Source organism: Streptomyces sp. NPDC101118 (assembly GCF_044759445.1).
In the GTDB taxonomy this organism is placed as follows: domain Bacteria; phylum Actinomycetota; class Actinomycetes; order Streptomycetales; family Streptomycetaceae; genus Streptomyces.
This window is the reverse complement of sequence record NZ_JBIVZG010000009.1, coordinates 193758-213874: the sequence shown is the minus strand read 5'-3', so window position 1 is coordinate 213874 and position 20117 is coordinate 193758. Positions and strand designations below refer to the sequence as shown.

The following is a 20117-nucleotide window of genomic DNA, read 5'->3' as shown; positions in this document are numbered from 1 at the left end:
GCCCTGCTCGACGGCCGCGGCGAGGCCGCGGAAGGCGGAGGGGCTGTTGAGCAGGACGGTGAACTCCTCGGCGAGCGCGAGGTCGAGCAGCTCGTCGGGGTTGCGGGCGGTGTCGGCGTCGACGACGACCAGGCGGCTGCCGTAGAGCAGCGCGGACCAGAGCTCGAAGACGGAGACGTCGAAGGCGTAGCTGTGGATCAGCGGCCAGACGTGTCCGGCGTCGAGCGGGAACCGCTCCTCGGTGGCGAGCATCAGCCGGACCACGTTGGCGTGGGTGACGCCGACGCCCTTGGGGACGCCGGTGGATCCGGAGGTGTAGATGACGTACGCGAGGTTGTCCGGGCCGGCCAGCGGCTCGGGGTCGGTGGCGGGGGCGGCGGCGAGCTGCGCCGCGCCGGTGCCGTCGGTGACGAGCAGCGGGCCGGTGAAGACGGCGGCCGCGGCCTCCTCGTGGGCGGTCTCGGTGAGCACTGCCTTCGGCGCCAGGTCCCCGGCCATGAAGGCGAGGCGGGCGGCCGGCTGGGCGGGGTCCATCGGCAGGTAAGCGGCACCGGCCTTGAGGACGCCGAGGATCGCGGGGACCAGCTCGGGGCCGCGGGACAGGCAGAGGCCGACGACGTCCTCGGGACCGACGCCGAGGGACCGCAGGTGGTGCGCGATCCGGTTGGCGCGGGCGTTGAGCTCCGCGTACGTGAGGGTGGTGCCGGCGGCGGTGACGGCCCCGGCGGTGGGCCGGTCGGCGACCTGCTCCTCGAAGAGGGCGTGCAGCGTGGTGCTGCTCCGGGGGGCCGGGGCGGGTGCGCGCAGCACCACCGCGCGGTCGGCGGCCGGGAGGAAGGTGGCCCGGGCGTCGCCGTCGGGGTCGGCCAGCATGGCCTTGAGCACCTGGCGGTACATCTGGGCCAGGCCCTCGGCCTGTCCGGGGGTGAGGTGGCGGGTGTCGGAGCGCAGCCCGATCCAGCCGCCGCGGGAGATCACCGCGAGCGGGAACTCGGTGGAGCCGATGCCGGTGCTGGCCTCCTCGTCCACGGCCTCCGTGTCGACCTGGTGGAAGTCCAGGTAGTTGAAGACGGTGCCCAGCAGCCTGCGGCCGCCCGCGGCGCGCTGGATCGCGGGGAGCGGGTGGCGGCGGTGCGGCCACAGGGCGAGCTCGCGCTCGAAGACCTCGCGGATCAGCTCCCGCCAGGTGGCGGCGGTGCGGGTGTGCGGGAAGGGCACCGTGTTGAGGTGCATGCCGGCGACCTTGTCGGCGCCCGCGGTCTCGGGGCGGGCGTCGACGGCGAGGCCGGTGTGGAAGGCGGACTCCTCGGTGAGCTGGCTCATCACCTTCAGGTGGGCGGCCAGGATCACGCTCTTGAGGGAGACGCCGGTGGCGGTGGCCAGCTCGCGCAGGGCGGGCGTCAGGTCGGCCACCGGCACGTTGGCGCGCACGGGCTCGTACGCGGGGGCCGCGTCGCCCAGCGGGTCGCCCCAGGCGGCCGGCAGGTCGAGGACGGCGTGGCCGTCGACGACGCCCTGCCAGTGGGCGCGGTCGGACTCGTCCTCCAGGGAGGCGAGTTCGGCGGCGATGAAGTCCGCGTACCGCCCGGCCGGGCGGACGGTGTCCGCGAAGCCGCCGGTCGCGAGGAACTCCCGGTAGAGGGCCAGGAGTTCGTCCATCAGCGAGTGGTAGCTCCAGCCCTCCAGGATGGGGTGGGCGTGGGTGAGGACGAGCCACCAGGAGCTGTCGTTCTCCAGGACGGCACGGACCCGCAGGAGCGGAGGCCGGGCCGGATCGAAGGGCCGGCCGCTCTCCTCGGCGTTGACCGCGCGCAGGGCGGTGGGGAACTCGCCGGCCGCGACCGCGCTGAGGTCCGTGAGGGTGACGGCGACCGGGACGGTGCCGGTGGCGTGGACCAGCTGGAGCGGGGTGCCGTAGCCGGTGAGGTCGAAGCCGGTGCGCAGGATCTCGTGGCGGGCGACGAGTTCCTCCGTGGCCGCCTGGAGGGCGGCGAGTTCGAAGGGGCGCTCGTCGCGCACCGCGAAGGCGTCGACGTTGTGGTACGCGGCCCGGTGGTCGTCCAGGTCCATCTCGACGAGCATGCCGAGCTGCACCTGGGAGACCGGGTAGGCGTCGGTGACGCCCTCGGGCAGGGCCGCGCGGTCGGCTCCGGTGATCAGCTCGAACGGGGCCGCGTACCGCTCGGTGACGGCCTCGGGCTCCGCCGGGCCGCCGACGGCCAGGGCGAGGGCGGCGATGGTCCGGTGCTCGAAGACGTCCTGGACGGATACGGCGAACCCGGCGGCGCGGATGGCTCCGACGAGCACGATGGCGCGGATGGAGTCGCCGCCGAGGTCGAAGAAGCTGTCCTCGACGCTGACCTCGTCCCGGCCGAGCGCGGTGGCCCAGGCGGCGGCGAGGCGGGCCTCGGTCTCGTTGCGCGGGGCGACGTGCTCGGCGGCGGGGGCGAACTCCGCGGGGGCGGGCAGGGCCTTGCGGTCCAGCTTCCCTGCGGTGTTGAGCGGCCAGGCCGCCAGCTCCACGAAGGCGCCCGGGACCATGTAGTCCGGCAGCTCCTCGCGGAGGTGCGCCCGGAGTCCGGCCTGCTCGACCGGACCGGCGGCCGGGATCACGTAGCCGACCAGCCACGTGTCGCCGTTGTCCTCGGTACGGGCCACCACCGCGGCATCGCGCACGCCCGGGTGGGTCAGCAGCCGGGACTCGATCTCGCCCAGCTCGATCCGGTAACCCCGGATCTTCACCTGGTGGTCGGTCCGCCCCAGGAACTCCAGCGAACCGTCGTCCAGACGGCGGGCCAGGTCACCCGTGCGGTACAGGCGGGTGCCCGCCGGCCCGAACGGGTCCGGCGCGAAACGGTCCGCCGTCAGGTCCGGCCGGCCCAGGTAGCCCTGCGCCACACCGTCACCCGCGATGCACAGCTCGCCCACCACACCCAGCGGCACCGGCTCCATGAAGGAGTCGACGAGGTGGAACTGCGTGTTGTCGATGGGGGCGCCGATCGAGACCGCCGCCGGGAGCGCCGGGACCTCCCAGGTGGAGGACCAGATGGTGGTCTCCGTCGGACCGTAGACGTTCACCAGGCGGCCGACGCCGGCGCGCAGTTCGCGGGCCAGCTCGACGGGCAGCGCCTCGCCGCCGACGAGGGCGGTCACGGCCGGGCCGGCGAACCCGCCCTCCAGCAGCAGCTTCCAGCCGGACGGCGTGGCCTGGACGTGGGTGAGGCCCTCGGCCGCCACCAGCGCCCCCAGGTCCTCGCCGGAGCGGGCCACCACGACCCGGTGCCCGCCGACCAGCGGCAGGTACAGCTCCAGGCCGGAGATGTCGAAGGACACGGAGGTGGAGGCCAGCCAGTGCTCGGTCCCGGCCGGGGAGTCGCCCAGGACGCGGCGGAGGCCGGTCAGGAGGTTGCCCAGCGCCCCGTGCGTGACCTGCACGCCCTTGGGGCGGCCGGTCGAACCCGAGGTGTACAGCACGTACGCCACCGCGTCGTGCTCGGGCACCCGCCACTCCCCCGTGGCCGGCTCGCCGGCGATGCGGGCGGCGTCGCCGTCCAGGGAGATCCGGGCACCGGTGTGCACCTCGGCCGCGACGGCGGCCAGGGAGTCCTGGGTGACCAGGACCGCCGGCCGGGCGTCGGTGGTGATGCCCGCCAGCCGGGCCGCCGGGTGGGCTGCGTCCATCGGCAGGTACGAGCCGCCGGCCTTCTGTACGGCGAGCAGGGCGACCAGCAGGTCGGTGCCGCGCTCCAGCAGGACACCGACCACGTCGCCGGGGCGCACGCCCGCCGCCACGAGGCGGTGGGCCAGCCGGTTCGAGGCCGCGTCCAGCTCCCCGTAGGAGAGGGACCCGCCCCCGCTCGTCACGGCCACGGCTCCGGGCGCGGCGGCGACGGAGGCCGCGAACAGCTCCGGCACCGTGCGGGCCGGGACGGCGGTGGCGGTGTCGTTCCAGCCGGAGACGACCAGCACCTCCTCCTCGCCCGGCAGCCGCACGGCACGCGCGTCGCCCGCCGGGTCGGCCGCCATGGCCTCCAGCACGGACCGGTACATGGCGGCCACCCGCCCGGCGTTGGCGCGGGAGAGGTCCCGCTCGTTCGCGGTGAGCACCAAGTGCCCGGCGAGCGTGGTGACGGCGAGGGGGAACTGCGAGGTCGCGTCGCCGAGGCTGTCCTCGACGTCGATCAGGTCGGTGTCGACCTGGTGGTAGTTCTGGTAGGTGAAGAGCACCTCGACCACGGGCCGGCCGGGCTCGGCCAGCCGCTGGATCGCCGGGAGCGGGTAGCGGCGGTGGTCCCACAGCTCCATCTCCCGGTCGAAGACGGACCGGACCAGGTCCTGCCAGGTGCGGGCGCCCCGGTCGTACGCCAGGGGCACGGTGTTGAGGTGCATGCCCAGCACCCGCTCGGCGCCCAGCGTCTCGGGGCGGGCGTCGGTGACCAGGCCGACGGAGAACCGGGCCTCCTCGGTGAGCTGGCTCAGCACCTTCAGGTGGGCGGCGATCAGCACGCTCTTCAGGGAGGTGCGGGCCCGCTCCGCCAGGGTCTTCAGCCCGGGCTCCAGGTCGGCGTAGGCGACGGGCAGCCGGTAGGCCGCGCCCTCGGCGGCTGCGGGCTCGCCCCAGCCGGCCGGCAGGGACAGCGCGGGGTAGGCGCCCACGGTGTGCTGCCAGTAGCCGCGGTCGGCCTCGTCCGCCAGGGACTCCAGCTCGCCGGCGACGAAGTCCGCGTACCGGGCCGGGACGGGCTCGTAGCCGTCGGCCGGGTCGCCGCCGTCCCGCACCGTGCGGTAGACGTCGAGCAGCTCCATCAGGAGGGAGTGGTGGCTCCAGCCCTCCAGGATCAGGTGGCTGTGGGTGAGCCCCAGCCACCAGGCCTCGTCGCTCTCGACCAGGCCGGCCACGCGCAGCAGCGGGGCCTGTCCGGGGGCGAAGGGGCGGGCCTCCTCGCAGGCGGCGAACTCCGCGACGGCCCGCTTGAGTCCGGCCTCGTCCAGGCCCGACAGGTTCTCCACGGCGACGGGCGGGACCGCGTCCGCGTGCACCAGCTGCATCGGCACGGAGTAGCCGGTCAGGTCGACGGAGGTGCGCAGCACCTCGTGGCGGGCCAGCACGGTGCGGGCCGCGGTCTCCAGGGCGGTCAGGGAGAAGGGGTGTCCGTCGCGGACGCGGAAGCAGGTGACCCGGTGGTAGTCGTCCCCGGAGTCCTCGACCAGGGCCTCGACGGCCATGCCGGTCTGCACCTGGGACAGCGGATAGGCGTCCGCGATCCCGTCGGGTATCCGTTCCCTGTCCTCATCGGAGATCAGGGCGAAAGGGGCGGTGCCCCCTTCCTCCCGGGCCTGCTCCTGCTGCGGCGCGGCGGCCTCGGACTGGGCGCGGAGCAGCGCCAGCAGGTCGGCCACCGAGGTCTGCTCGGTGATGCCGGTGCCCGAGAGGTCGAGGCCGGCCGCCTGGAGGGCACCGGCAAGCGCCTCCGCCGCGTCGGCTCCGGCCGTCCGGCTGGAGATGTCCGTCGGTGACACGTTGTCCTCCTGAGGTGCCTGCGCCGCGAGGTGGTCCGCCAGCTCGGCGACGGTCTGGTACGTGAAGATCGTTCGAACGGAGAGGCGGTAGCCGAGGGCCTTGAGCGAGCCGACGACCGAGACCGCGCGGATGGAGTCGCCGCCGAGGTCGAAGAAGCTGTCCTCGACGCTCACGCGTTCGAGCCCGAGAGCGGATTCCCAGGCACGAGCGATCCTCGCCTCGGCGTCTGTGCGGGGAGCTATATGTGCCGTTCCGGCGCTCCGGCTCGGGGCGGGCAGGGCCTTGCGGTCCAGCTTCCCGGCGGTGTTCAGCGGCCAGGCCGCCAGCTCCACGAAGGCGCCCGGGACCATGTAGTCCGGCAGCTCCTCGCGGAGGTGCGCCCGCAGTTCGGCCTGCTCGACCGGACCGGCGGCCGGGATCACGTAGCCGACCAGCCACGTGTCGCCGTTGTCCTCGGTACGGGCCACCACCGCGGCGTCCCGGACGCCCGGGTGGGTCAGCAGCCGGGACTCGATCTCGCCCAGCTCGATCCGGTAACCCCGGATCTTCACCTGGTGGTCGGTCCGCCCCAGGAACTCCAGCGAACCGTCGTCCAGACGGCGGGCCAGGTCACCCGTGCGGTACAGGCGGGTGCCCGCCGGCCCGAACGGGTCCGGCGCGAAGCGCTCCGCCGTCAGGTCCGGCCGGCCCAGGTAGCCCTGCGCCACACCGTCACCCGCGATGCACAGCTCGCCCACCACACCCAGCGGCACCGGCTGCATCAGCGCGTCCACCACGTAGAACCGGGTGTTGTCGACCGGGTCGCCGATCGAGACCGCCGCGGCCTGCTCGGGCACCTCCCAGGCGGAGGACCAGATGGTGGTCTCCGTCGGGCCGTAGACGTTCACCAGCCGGCCCACCTGTGCGCGCAGTTCGCGCGCCAGCTCCACCGGCAGTGCCTCGCCGCCCACCAGGGCCGTCACGCCCGGCTCGGCGAACCCGCCCGCCAGCAGCAGCTTCCAGCCCGACGGCGTGGCCTGGACGTGCGTCACGCCCTCCGCCCGCACCAGCTCCACCAGGTCCGCACCGGTCTCGGCCAGCACCACCCGGTGCCCGCCCACCAGCGGCAGGTACAGCTCCAGACCGGAGATGTCGAAGGACACCGACGTGGACGCCAGCCAGGACTCCTCCCGCCCGGCGCCGAGCACGCGGCGGATGCCGGTGAGCAGGTTGCCCAGCGCCCCGTGTGTGACCTGCACGCCCTTGGGGCGGCCCGTCGAACCCGAGGTGTACAGCACGTACGCCACCGCGTCCGGCGCGGCCGCGTACCCGTCCGGCAGGTCGTCGGAGGCCTGGCGGTCGGTGAGCGCCGAGTCCGGACCGTCCACCAGCACCCGTGCCCCGGTGTGCACCTCGGCGGCCACGGCCGCCAGGGACTGCTGCGTGACCAGCAGCGAGGGCCGCGCGTCGGCCGTGATGCCCGCGAGGCGGGCGGCCGGGTGGGCCGCGTCCATCGGCAGGTAGGCGGCACCCGTCTTCTGCACGGCGAGCAGCGCCACCGGCAGTTCCACACCCCGCTCCAGCAGGACGCCGACCACGTCGCCCGGGCGCACGCCCTCGGCGACGAGACGGCGGGCCAGCCGGTTCGAGGCGGCGTCCAGCTGCCAGTACGTGAGCGACGTGCCCGCGGCGGTCACCGCGACGGCGTCGGGGGTGGCCGCGACCTGGGCCGCGAACAGCTCCGGCACCGTGCCCGCCGGGTCGGCGGTCGGGGCGGGGTTCCACTCCTCCAGGGCCAGGTTCCGCTCGCCCGCCGGCAGCAGGACCGTCCGGGCGTCGCCGGCCGGGTCGGCCGCCATGGCCTCCAGCACCGACCGGTACATGGCCGCGAGGCGTTCGGCGTGGGTGCGGGAGAGGACCGCGCCGTTCGCCGTGAGGACCAGGTGGCCGGCACGGGTGGCGACGGTGAGCGGGAACTCGGTCGGGCCCTCCTGCGCGTCCGCGATGTCGGCGTTGGCGCCGGCGTGGTGCAGGTCGCCGGAGGTCACGCGTCCGTAGTCCTGGTAGTTGAAGTACACGTCGAGCAGCTGGCGGCCGCCCGCGAGGCGCTGGATGGCCGGCAGCGGGTAGCGGCGGTGCGGCCAGACCGCCAGTTCGGCGGCGAAGACCTGCGCCACGAGTTCCGTCCAGGTGCCGGCGGTGCGGTCGTGGACGAAGGGCAGGGTGTTGAGGTGCATGCCCAGGACCCGCTCGGAGCCGGGGAGTTCGGGCCGCGCGTCGCCGACCAGGCCGCTGTGGAAGCGGGGCTCGGGGGTGAGCTGGCTCAGCACCTTCAGGTGCGCGGCGAGCAGCACGCTCTTCATCGACGCCCGTGCCGTGGCCGCCAGTTCGCGCAGCCGGTCCTCCAGGTCCCCGTACGGGACGGGCACCCGGAAGGTGCCGGGCTCGCCTCCCCAGCCGGTGGGCAGGGCGAAGGCGGCGTAGCGGTCGGTCACGTCCTGCCAGTACGCCTCGTCGGAGCCGTCGGCCAGGGCCGCCAGCTCGCCGGCGACGAAGTCCGCGTAGCGCCCGCTGCGGGCCGGGCCGGCCGGGAGCGGAGCGGGGCGGCCGGTGTCGCGGATCTCCCGGTAGACGGCGAGGAGTTCGGTGAGCAGCGCGTGGTAGCCGAAGCCCTCCAGGACGGGGTGGGCGTAGGTGATCGTCAGGTGCCAGTCGGTGCCGGGCAGCAGGTGCGCGGAGAAGCGGACCAGCGAGGGGCGCGCGGTGTCGAAGCCCGCCGTGCGCTCGGCCTGCTCGTGGGCGGTCACGGCGGCCCGGCGGGCCTCCGCGCCGAGGGCGGTCAGGTCGGCGACGGCCACCTGGACGGGAGCCGTGGCGTGGACCAGCTGGAGGGGGGTGCTGTAGCCGGTGAGGACGAAGCCGGTGCGCAGGACCTCGTGTCGGGCCACCAGCTCCTCGGCGGCGGCGCGCAGCGCGGAGGGCACCAGCGGCTGGTCGTCGCGGACCTCGAAGCCGTCGACGTTGTGGTACGCGGCCCGGTCCTGGTCCAGGTCCATCTCGACGAGCATGCCGAGCTGCACCTGGGAGACCGGGTAGGCGTCGGTGACGCCCTCGGGCAGGGCCGCGCGGTCGGCCTCCGAGAGCATCTCGAACGGGGCGGCGTACGCGGCCTCGGCGACCGGACCGGTGGCGCCCCCGCCCACGTGGCGGGCCAGGGCGGCCACGCTGCTGTGGGCGAAGACGTCGGGGACGGTGACCTGGAAGCCCGCGGCGCGGACCTCAGCGGCCAGGGAGATGGCGCGGATGGAGTCGCCGCCGAGGTCGAAGAAGCTGTCCTCGACGCTGATCTCGTCCCGGCCGAGCGCGGTGGCCCAGGCGGCGGCGAGGCGGGCCTCGGTCTCGTTGCGCGGGGCGACGTGCTCGGCCGCCGCGCCGCCGGACTCGGCCGGGGCGGGCAGGGCCTTGCGGTCCAGCTTCCCGGCCGTGTTCAGCGGCCAGGCCGCCAGCTCCACGAAGGCACCCGGGACCATGTAGTCCGGCAGCTCCTCGCGCAGGTGGGCGCGGAGTCCGGCCTGCTCGACCGGACCGCCGGCCGGGATCACGTACCCCACGAGCCAGGTGTCGCCGTTGTCCTCGGTACGGGCCACCACCGCGGCGTCCCGGACGCCCGGGTGGGTCAGCAGCCGGGACTCGATCTCGCCCAGCTCGATCCGGTGGCCCCGGATCTTCACCTGGTGGTCGGTCCGGCCGAGGAACTCCAGCGAACCGTCCGGCATCCGGCGGGCGAGGTCGCCCGTGCGGTAGAGCCGGGCGCCCTCGTCCCCGAAGGGGTCGGGCACGAACCGCTCGGCGGTGAGGTCGGGGCGGCCCAGGTAGCCCTGGGCGACGCCGTCACCGGCGATGCACAGCTCGCCGACGACCCCCAGCGGGACGGGCTGCATCAGCGCGTCCACCACGTAGAACTGCGTGTTGTCGATCGGTGCGCCGATGGAGACGGCAGCCGGGTCGGCCGGCACCTCCCAGGCGGAGGACCAGATGGTGGTCTCGGTCGGGCCATAGACGTTGACCAGCCGGCCCACCTGTGCGCGCAGTTCGCGCGCCAGCTCCACCGGCAGTGCCTCGCCGCCGACGAGCGCGGTCACGCCGGCAACCGTGAACCCGCCCGCCAGCAGCAGCTTCCAGCCCGACGGCGTGGCCTGGACGTGCGTCACGCCCTCCGCCCGCACCAGCTCCACCAGGTCCGCACCGCTCTCCGCGACCACGACCCGGTGCCCGCCCACCAGCGGCAGGTACAGCTCCAGACCGGAGATGTCGAAGGACACCGACGTGGACGCCAGCCAGTGCTCCGCACCGGCCGCCGACTCCCCCAGCACCCGGCGGATGCCGGTCAGCAGGTTGCCCAGTGCCCCGTGCGTGACCTGCACGCCCTTGGGGCGGCCGGTCGAACCCGAGGTGTAGAGGACGTACGCCACCGCGTCCGCCTCCGGTGCCGCCCACGCGCCCGTGCCTGGCCATGCCGCGACCGCCCCGGCGTCCCGGCCGTCGAGGGAGATCACCGCACCGTCGTGCACCTCGGCGGCGAGGCCGGCCAGGGACTCCTGGCTGATCAGCGCGACCGGCAGCGCGTCGGCGGTGATCCCGGCCAGGCGGGCGGCCGGGTGGTGCGCGTCCAGCGGCAGGTAGGCCGCGCCCGCCTTCTGTACGGCGAGCAGCGCCACCAGCAGGTCGGTGCCGCGCTCCAGCAGGACGCCGACCACGTCGCCCGGCAGCACGCCCAGCTCCCGCAGGTGCGCGGCCAGCCTGTTGGAGGCCGCGTCCAGTTCCCCGTACGACAGGGACCGGCCGGCACCCGTCACGGCGACAGCGTCCGGCGTGGCCGCGACGGAGGCCGCGAACAGCTCCGGCAGCGTACGGGCCGGCAGCGCGGTCGCCGTGGCGTTCCACTCCTCCAGCACGCGGGTGCGCTCGTCGGCCGGCAGCAGGACGGCACGGGCGTCGCCGGCCGGGTCGGCCGCCATGGCCTCCAGCACCGAGCGGTACATGCCCGCGAGGCGCTCGGCGTTCTCCCGCGACACCGAGCGGTCGTTGGCGGTGACGATGATGTGGCCGGCGCGGCTGGAGACGGTCAGCGGGAACTCGGTGGGGCTGTCGTCGATGCTGGCCGTGTAGTCCACGCGGTCGAGGTCGACCTGGCGGAAGTCCTGGTAGTTGAAGTAGACGTCGATCAGCTGCCGGCCCCCGGCCAGCCGCTGCACGGCGGGCAGCGGGTAGCGGCGGTGCGGCCAGAGCTCGACCTCGGCGGCGAAGACCTGCTCCACCAGCTCCGCCCAGGTGGTGGCCAGGCCCGCGTCGTGCGCGAAGGGCAGCGTGTTGAGGTACATGCCGTAGACGCGGTCCGCGTCGAGCAGTTCGGGCCGGGCGTCGCAGACCAGGCCGGCGGTGAAGCGCGGCTCGGGGGTGAGCTGGCTCATCACCTTCAGGTGCGCGGCGAGCATGACGCTCTTCAGGGAGGCCCTGGCGCCGGTGGCGAGGGCGCGCAGCCGGTCGTACAGGTCCTCGACCGGCACCTCGATCTGGTGGACGGCGCGGGGCGCGTCCGGGTCGCCGCCCCAGCCGGTGGGCACGGTGAGGGTGGGGTGGGACTCCAGGAGCGGGGTCCAGTAGGCCGGGTGCGCCCCGTCGGCGAGCGCGCGGGCCTCCTCGGCGATGAAGTCGGCGAACCGGATGGCGGGCACCGCCGGCTCCTCGACGGTGCGGCCCTCGTACAGGTCGCGGTACAGGTCGAGGATCTCCATGAGGAGGGAGTGGTGGCTCCAGCCCTCCAGGACCGGGTGGCACTCGGTGACCGACAGCCACCAGCTGCCGTCGCCGGTGTCGTGCGCGTACAGGCGCATCAGGGCGGGGACGGCCAGGTCGAAGACCCGGGCGCGCTCGGCGGCGGTGTACGCGCGGACCTCGTCGCGCACCTGCTCCTCGGTGAGCCCGGCCAGCGACCGGCTGCCGACCGGCAGTTCGGCCCCGGCGTGCACGACCTGCATCGGCACGGAGTACCGCTCGATGTCGAGGGAGGTGCGCAGCACCTCGTGGCGGGCGGTGACGATGCGGGCGGCGCCGGCGAGTGCCTCGTGCCGGAAGGGGCGGTCGTCGCGGATCCGGAAGCTGGTGACGTTGTGGTAGTTGTTCGCGCCGCCGGGCACGACCATCTCCAGCACCATGCCGGTCTGCACCTGGGAGAGCGGGTACGCGTCGGTGACGCCGGCCGGCAGCAGGGCGCGGTCGGCCTCGGAGATCAGCTCGAAGGGTGCGACCGGGGCCGGGAGTTCGGCCGGGGCGGTGCGCCCGGTGACCAGCTCGGCGAGCCGGGCGACCGTACGGCAGGCGAAGACGTCGCGGACGGCGAGGTCGAAGCCGGCGGCACGCAGCTCGCCGACGAGCGCGACGGCGCGGATGGAGTCGCCGCCGAGGTCGAAGAAGCCCTCGTCGACGCCGGCCCGGTCCAGGCCGAGCACCTGGCACCAGACGTCGGCGATGCGCTGCTCGGTGGGGGTGCGGGGGGCGGTGTGGGCGCCGGCCGCGCGGCGGGCGTCGCCGCCGGGTGCGGGCAGGGCGCGCTTGTCGAGCTTGCCGTTGGTGGTCAGGGGCAGCCGGTCGAGGGTGACGAAGGCGGCGGGGACCATGTACGGCGGCAGGTCGCGGCCGAGGAGTTCGCGCAGCTCGGCGGGGTCGAGGGCGGTGCCGGAGGCGGTGACCAGGTAGGCGACGAGCTCCTTGGCGCCGGGGGTGTCCTCGCGGAGGACGACGACGGCGTCGTGGACCTGCGGCAGGGCGGCCAGGGCGGTCTGGATCTCGCCGAGTTCGACGCGGTAGCCGCGGATCTTGATCTGGCCGTCGGCGCGGCCGAGGAACTCCAGGCTGCCGTCGGCCAGCCGGCGGGCGATGTCGCCGCTCTTGTAGAGGCGGCTGCCGGCCGGGCCCCACGGGTCGGGGACGAAGCGGTCGGCGGTCAGTTCCGGGCGGCCGAGGTAGCCGCGGGCGACGCCGGGTCCGGCGACGTGGATCTCGCCGAAGACCCCGACGGGCACGGGCTGTCCGTGGGCGTCGAGGAGGTGGACGCGCAGGTCGTCCAGGGGGACGCCGATGGGGTTGCCGGCCTCGGGCGCGAGGTCGGCCTCGCCCACCTTGTAGAAGGTGGTGTGCACGGTGGTCTCGGTGATGCCGTACATGTTGAGCAGGGCGGGCGCGTCCAGGCCCAGCCGGTCAGTCCACGGCTTGAGGTCCGGGACGATCAGCTTCTCGCCGGCGAAGACCACGGCCCGCAGCGCCAGCCGGCCGATCCGCGGGTCGCCCTCGGCGGCCGCGGCGACCAGGGAACGGAAGGCGGACGGCGTCTGGTTGAGGACGGTGACCTGCTGCTCGACGAGCAGGTCGAGGAATTCCTCGGGCGAGCGGGTGACGGCCGCGGGGACGACGACCAGCTTCCCGCCGTGCAGCAGGGCGCCCCACATCTCCCACACGGACACGTCGAAGGCGTACGAGTGGAAGAGCGGCCAGACGTCCGCGGTGGAGAACCCGTAGTGCCGGTAGGCGGTGGTGAGCAGGCGGAGCACGTTGCGGTGGCTGAGGCAGACGCCCTTGGGCCGGCCGGTGGAGCCGGAGGTGTAGATGACGTAGATCAGCTGATCCGGGTGGCCAGCCAGCGGCGGATTCTCCACCGGAAGGCCCTGCCAGGCCTCAGTGGCGGCCTCTCGGTCGAGTACGACGAGCGGTCCTTCATGGCACTCCTCGATCATCGGTGCGTGGCGGGATTCGGTGAGCACGACCGCCGCGCCCGCGTCGCCGATGACGTACGCCAGCCGGTCCGCCGGGTTGGCGGGGTCCAGCGGCAGGTAGCCGGCGCCGGACTTCAGGACGCCGAGGAGGGCGGGCATCAGCTCGGGGCCGCGCTCCAGGCAGATGCCGACGAGCCGGTCGGGTCCTGCGCCCAGTTCGCGCAGCCGGTGGGCGATGCGGTTGGCGCGCGCGTTGAGCTCTGCGTACGTCAGTTCGGTTCCGTCGGCGACGACGGCCACCGCGTCGGGGGTGGCGGCCACCTGGGCCTCGAACACCTCGTGGACGAAACGGGGGTCGGGGGCCTCCTCGGGCGCCGGCTGCACCACCAGGGCACGCTCGGCCGGGTCCAGCACGTCCAGGGCGGACAGCCGGGCCTCCGGGTCGGCGGCCACGGCGGTGAGCAGCCGCTCGAAGTGCCCGGCGAAACGGCGCACGGTGGCCTCGTCGAAGAGGGCGGTGGCGTACTCGAAGCGGCCGCGGAGGGAGCCGTCGGGGGCCTCCTCCACCAGCAGCTGGAGGTCGAAGCGGGCGATGCCGGAGGGGACCTCGAAGGGCTCGACGGTGATGCCGGGCAGGTCGTAGGCGGCGGTGCGCGACTCGTGGAGGGTGAACGCGGCCTGGAACAGCGGGGTGCGGGACAGGTCGCGCTCCGGCTGGACGGAGTCGACCAGCCGGGCGAACGGCATCTCCTGGTGGTCGAAGGCGTCCAGCACCTCGACCCGGTTGCGGTCCAGCAGGCGGGCGAAGACCGGGTCGCCGGCCCAGCTCGCGCGCAGCACCAGGCTGTTGATGCCGTAGCCGATCAGGTTCTGCAGCTCGGGGCGGGTGCGGCCGGAGACGACCGTGCCCACCGCGATGTCGGTGCCGCCCGTGTACTTGCCCAGCAGGGCCTGGTACGCGGTGAGCAGCACCGTGAACAGGGTGGTGCGGTGTCCGGCGGCCAGCGTCCGCAGCCCGGCGCCCAGCGCCCCGGGCAGGGCGAACGCGACCTCGGCGCCCTCGGCGCTGCGGGTGGCCGGGCGGGGGCGGTCGGCGGGGAGGTCGAGCGGGGCGATGCCGTCGAGGTGCTCGCGCCAGTACGGCAGGTGCCGCTCCAGGAGGGACTCGGCGCGGCCCTGCTGCCAGGCGGCGTAGTCGGCGTACTGGACGGTGAGGTCGCCGGCCGGGGCGGTGCCCCGGTAGTAGGCGCTCAGGTCCTGCGCGAAGACCTGGGTGGACCAGGCGTCGCAGGCGATGTGGTGGAAGACCAGGGCAAGTACGTGGTCGTCGGCGGCCAGCCGGACCAGGCGCACCCGCAGCGGCCACTCGGCGGCCAGGTCGAAGGACTCGCGGGCGTACTCGGCGGCCAGCTGCTGGGCCACCGGCTCGCGCTCCGCCTCGGGCAGGCCGGTGAGGTCCTCCAGGGAGAACGGCACCGGGCCGGGCTCGTCGATCAGCTGGACGGGCTCGTCGGCGAAGAAGTCGTACCGGGTGCGCAGCACCTCGTGGCGGGCGACCACCCGGTCCACGGACCGGCGCAGCGCGTCGGTGTCCAGCGGGCCGGTGAGGCGCAGGGTGAGCGGGACGAGGTACTCGTGGCTGTCGGGCTCCAGGCGGCTGAGGAACCACATCTGCTGCTGGCCGGCCGAGAGCGGCAGCGGGAGGTCGCGGTCGGCCCGCGGAATCTCCTCGTTCCGCCGGGCCGTGCGGCCGGCCAGCCTGCGGAGCAGTTCGGCGCGGAGCTGGTCGGGGGTCTGGGTCTGCTCGGCGCTGGTGGTCATGCCTGGTGCTCCTTCGGCTGCGACGTGTGCGAGGACTGCGAAGAGTCGGAGAGGTCTTCTGTGGTGGCCGGGCCGGCCTGCGACGCGTTCTGGATCTCGGCCTGGACCAGCGCCTCGACGGCGCGGGCGAGGCCCGCCACGGTGGGGCTCTCGAAGATGGCGCGCAGGGGCAGCGACACCGCGAACTCGGCCTGGATCTGGGAGATCAGGCGGATGCCGAGGATGGAGTTGCCGCCGCTCTGGAAGAAGTCGTCGTGGATGTCCGGGTCGGTGCCCAGCAGCTCCTGCCAGATCCCGGCGATGTGCTCCTCGACGATGTCGCGGGGGCCGGCGGGCCCCGTGCCGGTGTCCTCGGCGCGGGCGGCCGCCGGGTCCGGCAGAGCGGCCCGGTCCAGCTTCCCGTTGGCGGTCAGCGGGATGGCTTCCAGGGCGACGTACGCGCTGGGCAGCATGTAGTCGGGCAGCAGCCGGGCGCAGTGGCGGGTGAGTTCCTCGTGGTCCGGGAGGGTGTCGCCGGCGGGCACCAGGTAGGCGGTGAGGCCCTTGTCGGCGGTGATCGCGGCGTCGCGGACGGCCGGGTGGGCGGTGAGCACGGCCTGGATCTCGCCGGCCTCGACGCGGTAGCCGCGCACCTTGATCTGGTGGTCGATGCGGCCGAGGAAGGAGACGGCGCCGTCGGGCTGCTGCCGGGCCAGGTCGCCGGTGCGGTACAGGCGGGCCCCGGCGGGACCGTACGGGTCGGGCAGGAACCGCTCGGCGGTCAGGCCCGGGCGGCCGGTGTAGCCGCGGGCGACGCCGGTGCCGCCCACGTACAGCTCGCCGACGGCGCCGAGCGGCACCGGGCGCAGCGCGTCGTCCAGCACGTACATCGCCATGCCGGGCAGCGGGCGGCCGATGGGCACGACCCCGGTGACGGGCGCGTCGACGGGCTGGATGCAGGTGCCGACGGAGCACTCGGTGGGCCCGTACTCGTTGATCAGGCGGCCCGGGCCGAGCAGCTCCAGCCAGCGGGAGGCGGCCTCGCCGGGGAAGGCCTCGCCCGCGACCAGCACCGTGCGGGCCAGGGTGGCGGCCTGCTCGTCGCCGAGCTGCTGGGACAGGATGTCGAGGTGGCCGGGGGTGAGCTTCACGAAGCTGTACGGCGCCCCGGCGGCCAGGGTGCGGCCGAGGTCGGCCAGGTCCAGGCCGGCGGGCAGCAGGTGCAGCGGGACGCCGGCGACCAGCGGCGCGTAGACGTTCGGGACCACCAGGTCGAAGGCGGTGGAGGAGAACAGGGCGGCGCCGCCGCCGTGGCCGCCGATCAGGTCGCGGGCGGCCCAGGCCACGTGGTTGGCCAGGCCCCGGTGCGGTACGGCCACGCCCTTGGGCCGGCCCGTGGAGCCCGAGGTGAAGATCGTGTACGCGATGGCCTCCGGGTCGAGCCGACGCGCGGGGGCGGTGTCGGGCAGGGCGTCGATCAGCGCGCGGTCGCGGTCGACGACCACCAGCTCGCCGGGGAAGAACGGGGCCATGGCCGCGGCGTGTTCGGCCGTGGTGACCAGCACCCGGACGCCGGAGTCGGTGAGCATCGCGGCGCTGCGCTCGGCCGGGCCGGCCGGGTCGAGCGGCACGTAGCCGGCGCCCGTCTTCCAGCTGCCGAGGAAGGCGGCGACCAGGTCGGGGCCCCGGTCGAGGAGGACGCCGACCAGGTGCTCGGTGGTGGTGCCGGACTGGCGCAGCCGGTGGGCGAAACGGTTCGCCCGGGCGTCCAGCTCCCGGAAAGTCACCGATGCCCCCGCGTGGCGCAGGGCGGTGGCCGCGGGACGCTCGGCGGCCCGCGCCTCGAACAGCTCCAGCACGGTGACGTCCGCGGGCTCGGCGACGGTGGTGCCGGCCCCCGCGTTCCACTCGGCCAGCTGGCGCCGGCGCTCCTCCGCGCCGGACAGGTCGAGCTCCGCGAGACGGGTGTCCGGGCGGGCCGCGGCGTCGCCGAGCAGCCGCACGAGGTGGTCGACGAGGCGGCGCACCGTGGCGTCCTCGAACAGCGAGGTGGCGTACTCCAGGACGCCCGCGAGGGTGCCGTCGGGGCGGCGGCGCAGGAAGAGCGTCAGGTCGGTCTTGGCGATCCGCCAGGCCTCCCGGAAGGTCTCCAGGTCGTCCAGGTCGGCGCCGCCGGTGGTGAGCGTCTCGTCGTGCAGGTCGAACGCCGCCTGGTAGACCGGCGTACGGGACAGGTCGCGGTCGCCCTGCACGTCCTCGACGACGCGCTCGAAGGGCACCTCCTGGTGGGCGAAGGCCTCCAGGGTGACGGCCCTGACCCGGTCCAGCGCCTCGGCGAAGGTGAGGTCGCCGGTCAGCCCGCAGCGCACGGCGAGGGAGTTGAGGAAGAAACCGACCAGGTTCCCGGTCTCGGGGCGGGTGCGGCCCGCGACCGGGGTGCCGACGGTGACGTCCCACTCACCGCTGTGCCGGGCGAGGAGGGTCACGTATCCGGTGAGCAGGGTCATGAACGGCGTGGCGCCGTGCTCCCGGCCCAGTTCGGCCAGGGCGTCCGCGGTGGCGGCCGGGACGACCACCGGCACGACCGCGCCCTTGTGGTCGCGCTCGGCGGGGCGCGGGTGGTCGGTGGGCAGGGCCAGCGGCTTGTGGCCGTCGAGGGCCTCGCGCCAGTGGTCGAGGTCGGCGGCGAGGGCGTCCTCGGTGAGCGCGGTGCGCTGCCAGGCGGCGAAGTCGGCGTACCCCAGCTCCAGCGGCAGGAGTTCGGGCTCGCGGCCCTCCGCGTACGCGGCGTACAGTTCGCCGAACTCGCGCTCCAGGATGGCCGAGGACCAGCCGTCGCAGCTCAGGTGGTGCATGGCGATCACCAGGACCGGGTGCCCGTCCTCGACGCGGACCAGCAGCGCCCGCCAGAGCGGGCCCTCGGCCAGGTCGAAGCCGCGGGCGAAGTGCGCGGCGGCCAGGGCGCCCAGGCCCTCGCGGGCGGTGGCGGCCTCGGCCAGCTCCACCGGGCCGGGGGCGGCGATCCGCTGGCCCGCCGTGTCGGCATCCGCCGGGTAGCGGGTGCGCAGCGCCTCGTGGCGCTCCTCCAGGGCGTCCAGCGCGCGCTGCACCAGCACGGTCTCCGCACCCTCGGGGAGCGGGAGGATCAGCGGGGAGACCCACTCGGCGCCGCCGGGGTTCATCCGGTCCAGGAAGTGCAGGCGGCGCTGGCCGAAGGCGAGCGGCAGCGGGCCCTCGCGGTCCACCGGCACCAGCGGCGGCCGGACGCCGGCCCGGGTGAGGAGGGCGGCCTGCTGCTCGACGGTGGCGGAGGTGAACAGGGAGGCCGGGGAGACGTCCTTGTCGGTGGCCTCGCGGAGCCCGGCCGCGAGCCGGGTGATCATCAGCGAGTCGCCGCCGAGGCGGAAGAAGTCGTCCTGGACGCCCGCGCGTTCGATGTTCAGCAGCCGCCGCCAGACCTGGGCGACGATCTCCTCGGCCGCGGTGCGGGGAGCGACGTACGGGCGGTCGGCGTCCTCGGGCGCGGCGGCCGGCAGGGCGGCCCGGTCCAGCTTGCCGTTGGGTGTCAGCGGGAACTCGGCGAGCGGCACCAGGACCGTCGGCACCAGCGCCTCGGGCAGCCGGCCCCGCAGGAAGGAGCGCAGGTCGGCGGGGATCCGGGCGTCGGCGGTGGTGAGGTGGGCGGTGAGCCGCTTCGTGCCGTCCCGGGTCTCGGGGGCGGTGACCACCGCGCCGGTGACCCCGGGGTGGGCCAGCAGCGCCGCCTCCACCTCGCCGGGCTCGATGCGGACGCCGTTGACCTTCACCTGGTGGTCGGCGCGGCCGCGGTACTCCAGGGTGCGGTCCGCGCGCCACCGGACGAGGTCGCCCGTACGGTAGAGGCGGCCGCCCTCGGGGCCGTACGGGTCGGGCACGAAGCGCTCGGCGGTCAGGTCCGGGCGGCCCAGGTAGCCGCGGGCCAGCCCCGCGCCGCCGATGAACAGCTCGCCCGGCACTCCCACCGGCACCGGCTTGCCCCGGTCGTCGAGGACCAGCAGCCGGGTGCGCGGCAGCGGGCGGCCGATCGGGACCGGGCCGGCGGTCTGCGCGGGGTCGTAGGGCTGGGCGGTGACGTCGATGGAGCACTCGGTCGGGCCGTACGTGTTCCAGATGGCCAGGTCCTCGCGGCCGGCCGCGTCCAGGGCGCGGCGGCACAGCTCGGCGTGCAGGGGCTCACCGGCCGAGAACAGCAGCCGCAGCGAGGACAGTTCGCGCCAGGCCGGCTCGGCGACCAGCAGCCGCAGCACGGACGGGACGACCTGGAGGACGGTGGCGCCGAGGTCGCGCGCGGCGGCGACCAGGGCGGCCGGGTCGCGCTCGGCGCCCACCGGGGCCAGCGCCACCGAGCCGCCGCTGACCAGCGGCGCGAAGATCTCCCAGTTGTGCGCGTCGAAGCCGATCGCGGTCTTGTGCAGCACCCGGTCGTCGGCACCGAGACCGTGCGTGCGCACCGTCCACATCACGCGGTTGGCGATGCCGGCCTGGGTGATCTGGACGCCCTTGGGGCGGCCGGTGGAGCCCGAGGTGTGGATGACGTACGCGAGGTGGCCGGGGTGTGCGGCGACCTCGGGAGCGGTGGCGGGCAGGGCGTCGACCAGCTCGCGCTCGGCGTCCAGGTCCAGCTGCGGGGCGCCCGGCTCCGTACCGGCGGAGCGGCCGGCGGTCAGCACCAGCACCGGGCGGACCTCCTCGACCAGCGAGGCGAGGCGGGCGGCCGGGTGGGCGGGGTCGAGCGGCAGGTAGGCGGCGCCCGCCTTCCACACCGCCAGCACGGCCACGACCAGCTCGGGCGAGCGCTCCAGGTGGATGCCGACCACCGTGTCGGGGCGCACGCCCAGGCGGCCGAGGCGGTGGGCCAGGCGGTTGGCGCGCGCGTCGAGCGCGGCGTAGTCGAGGGTGCTCCCGTCGGCGGCGATCACGGCCGTGGCCCCCGGGGTCACGGCGGCCTGCCGGGCGACGAGCTCGGCGAGGGACGGGCCGGCCTCGCTCTGACGGATCTGCTGAGTCAT

At 74.9% G+C, this 20117-nt stretch carries 2 protein-coding genes (1 of these 2 only partly in view); both read right to left on the bottom strand.

Going from position 1 to position 20117, the window contains the following annotated elements; all coding sequences use genetic code 11:
• Window positions 1-15090, bottom strand: partial view of a non-ribosomal peptide synthase/polyketide synthase gene (locus ACIQUQ_RS17565; protein WP_403976568.1) — the 5' portion only. The gene continues 8520 nt to the left of window position 1, outside the view; only the first 15090 of its 23610 coding nucleotides appear in the window; its start codon is at window positions 15088-15090; its stop codon lies beyond the left edge, outside the window.
• Window positions 15087-20117 (bottom strand): amino acid adenylation domain-containing protein, encoded by a 5031-nt coding sequence (locus tag ACIQUQ_RS17560; protein WP_403976566.1) that lies wholly within the window; start codon window positions 20115-20117, stop codon window positions 15087-15089. The genes ACIQUQ_RS17565 and ACIQUQ_RS17560 overlap by 4 nt, the downstream gene beginning before the upstream one ends.

What these genes read in the sequence shown, in the direction of transcription:
- ACIQUQ_RS17560 (WP_403976566.1), bottom strand. Translation starts at nt 20,117, where the DNA reads ATGACTCAGCAGATCCGTCAGAGCGAGGCCGGCCCGTCCCTCGCCGAG.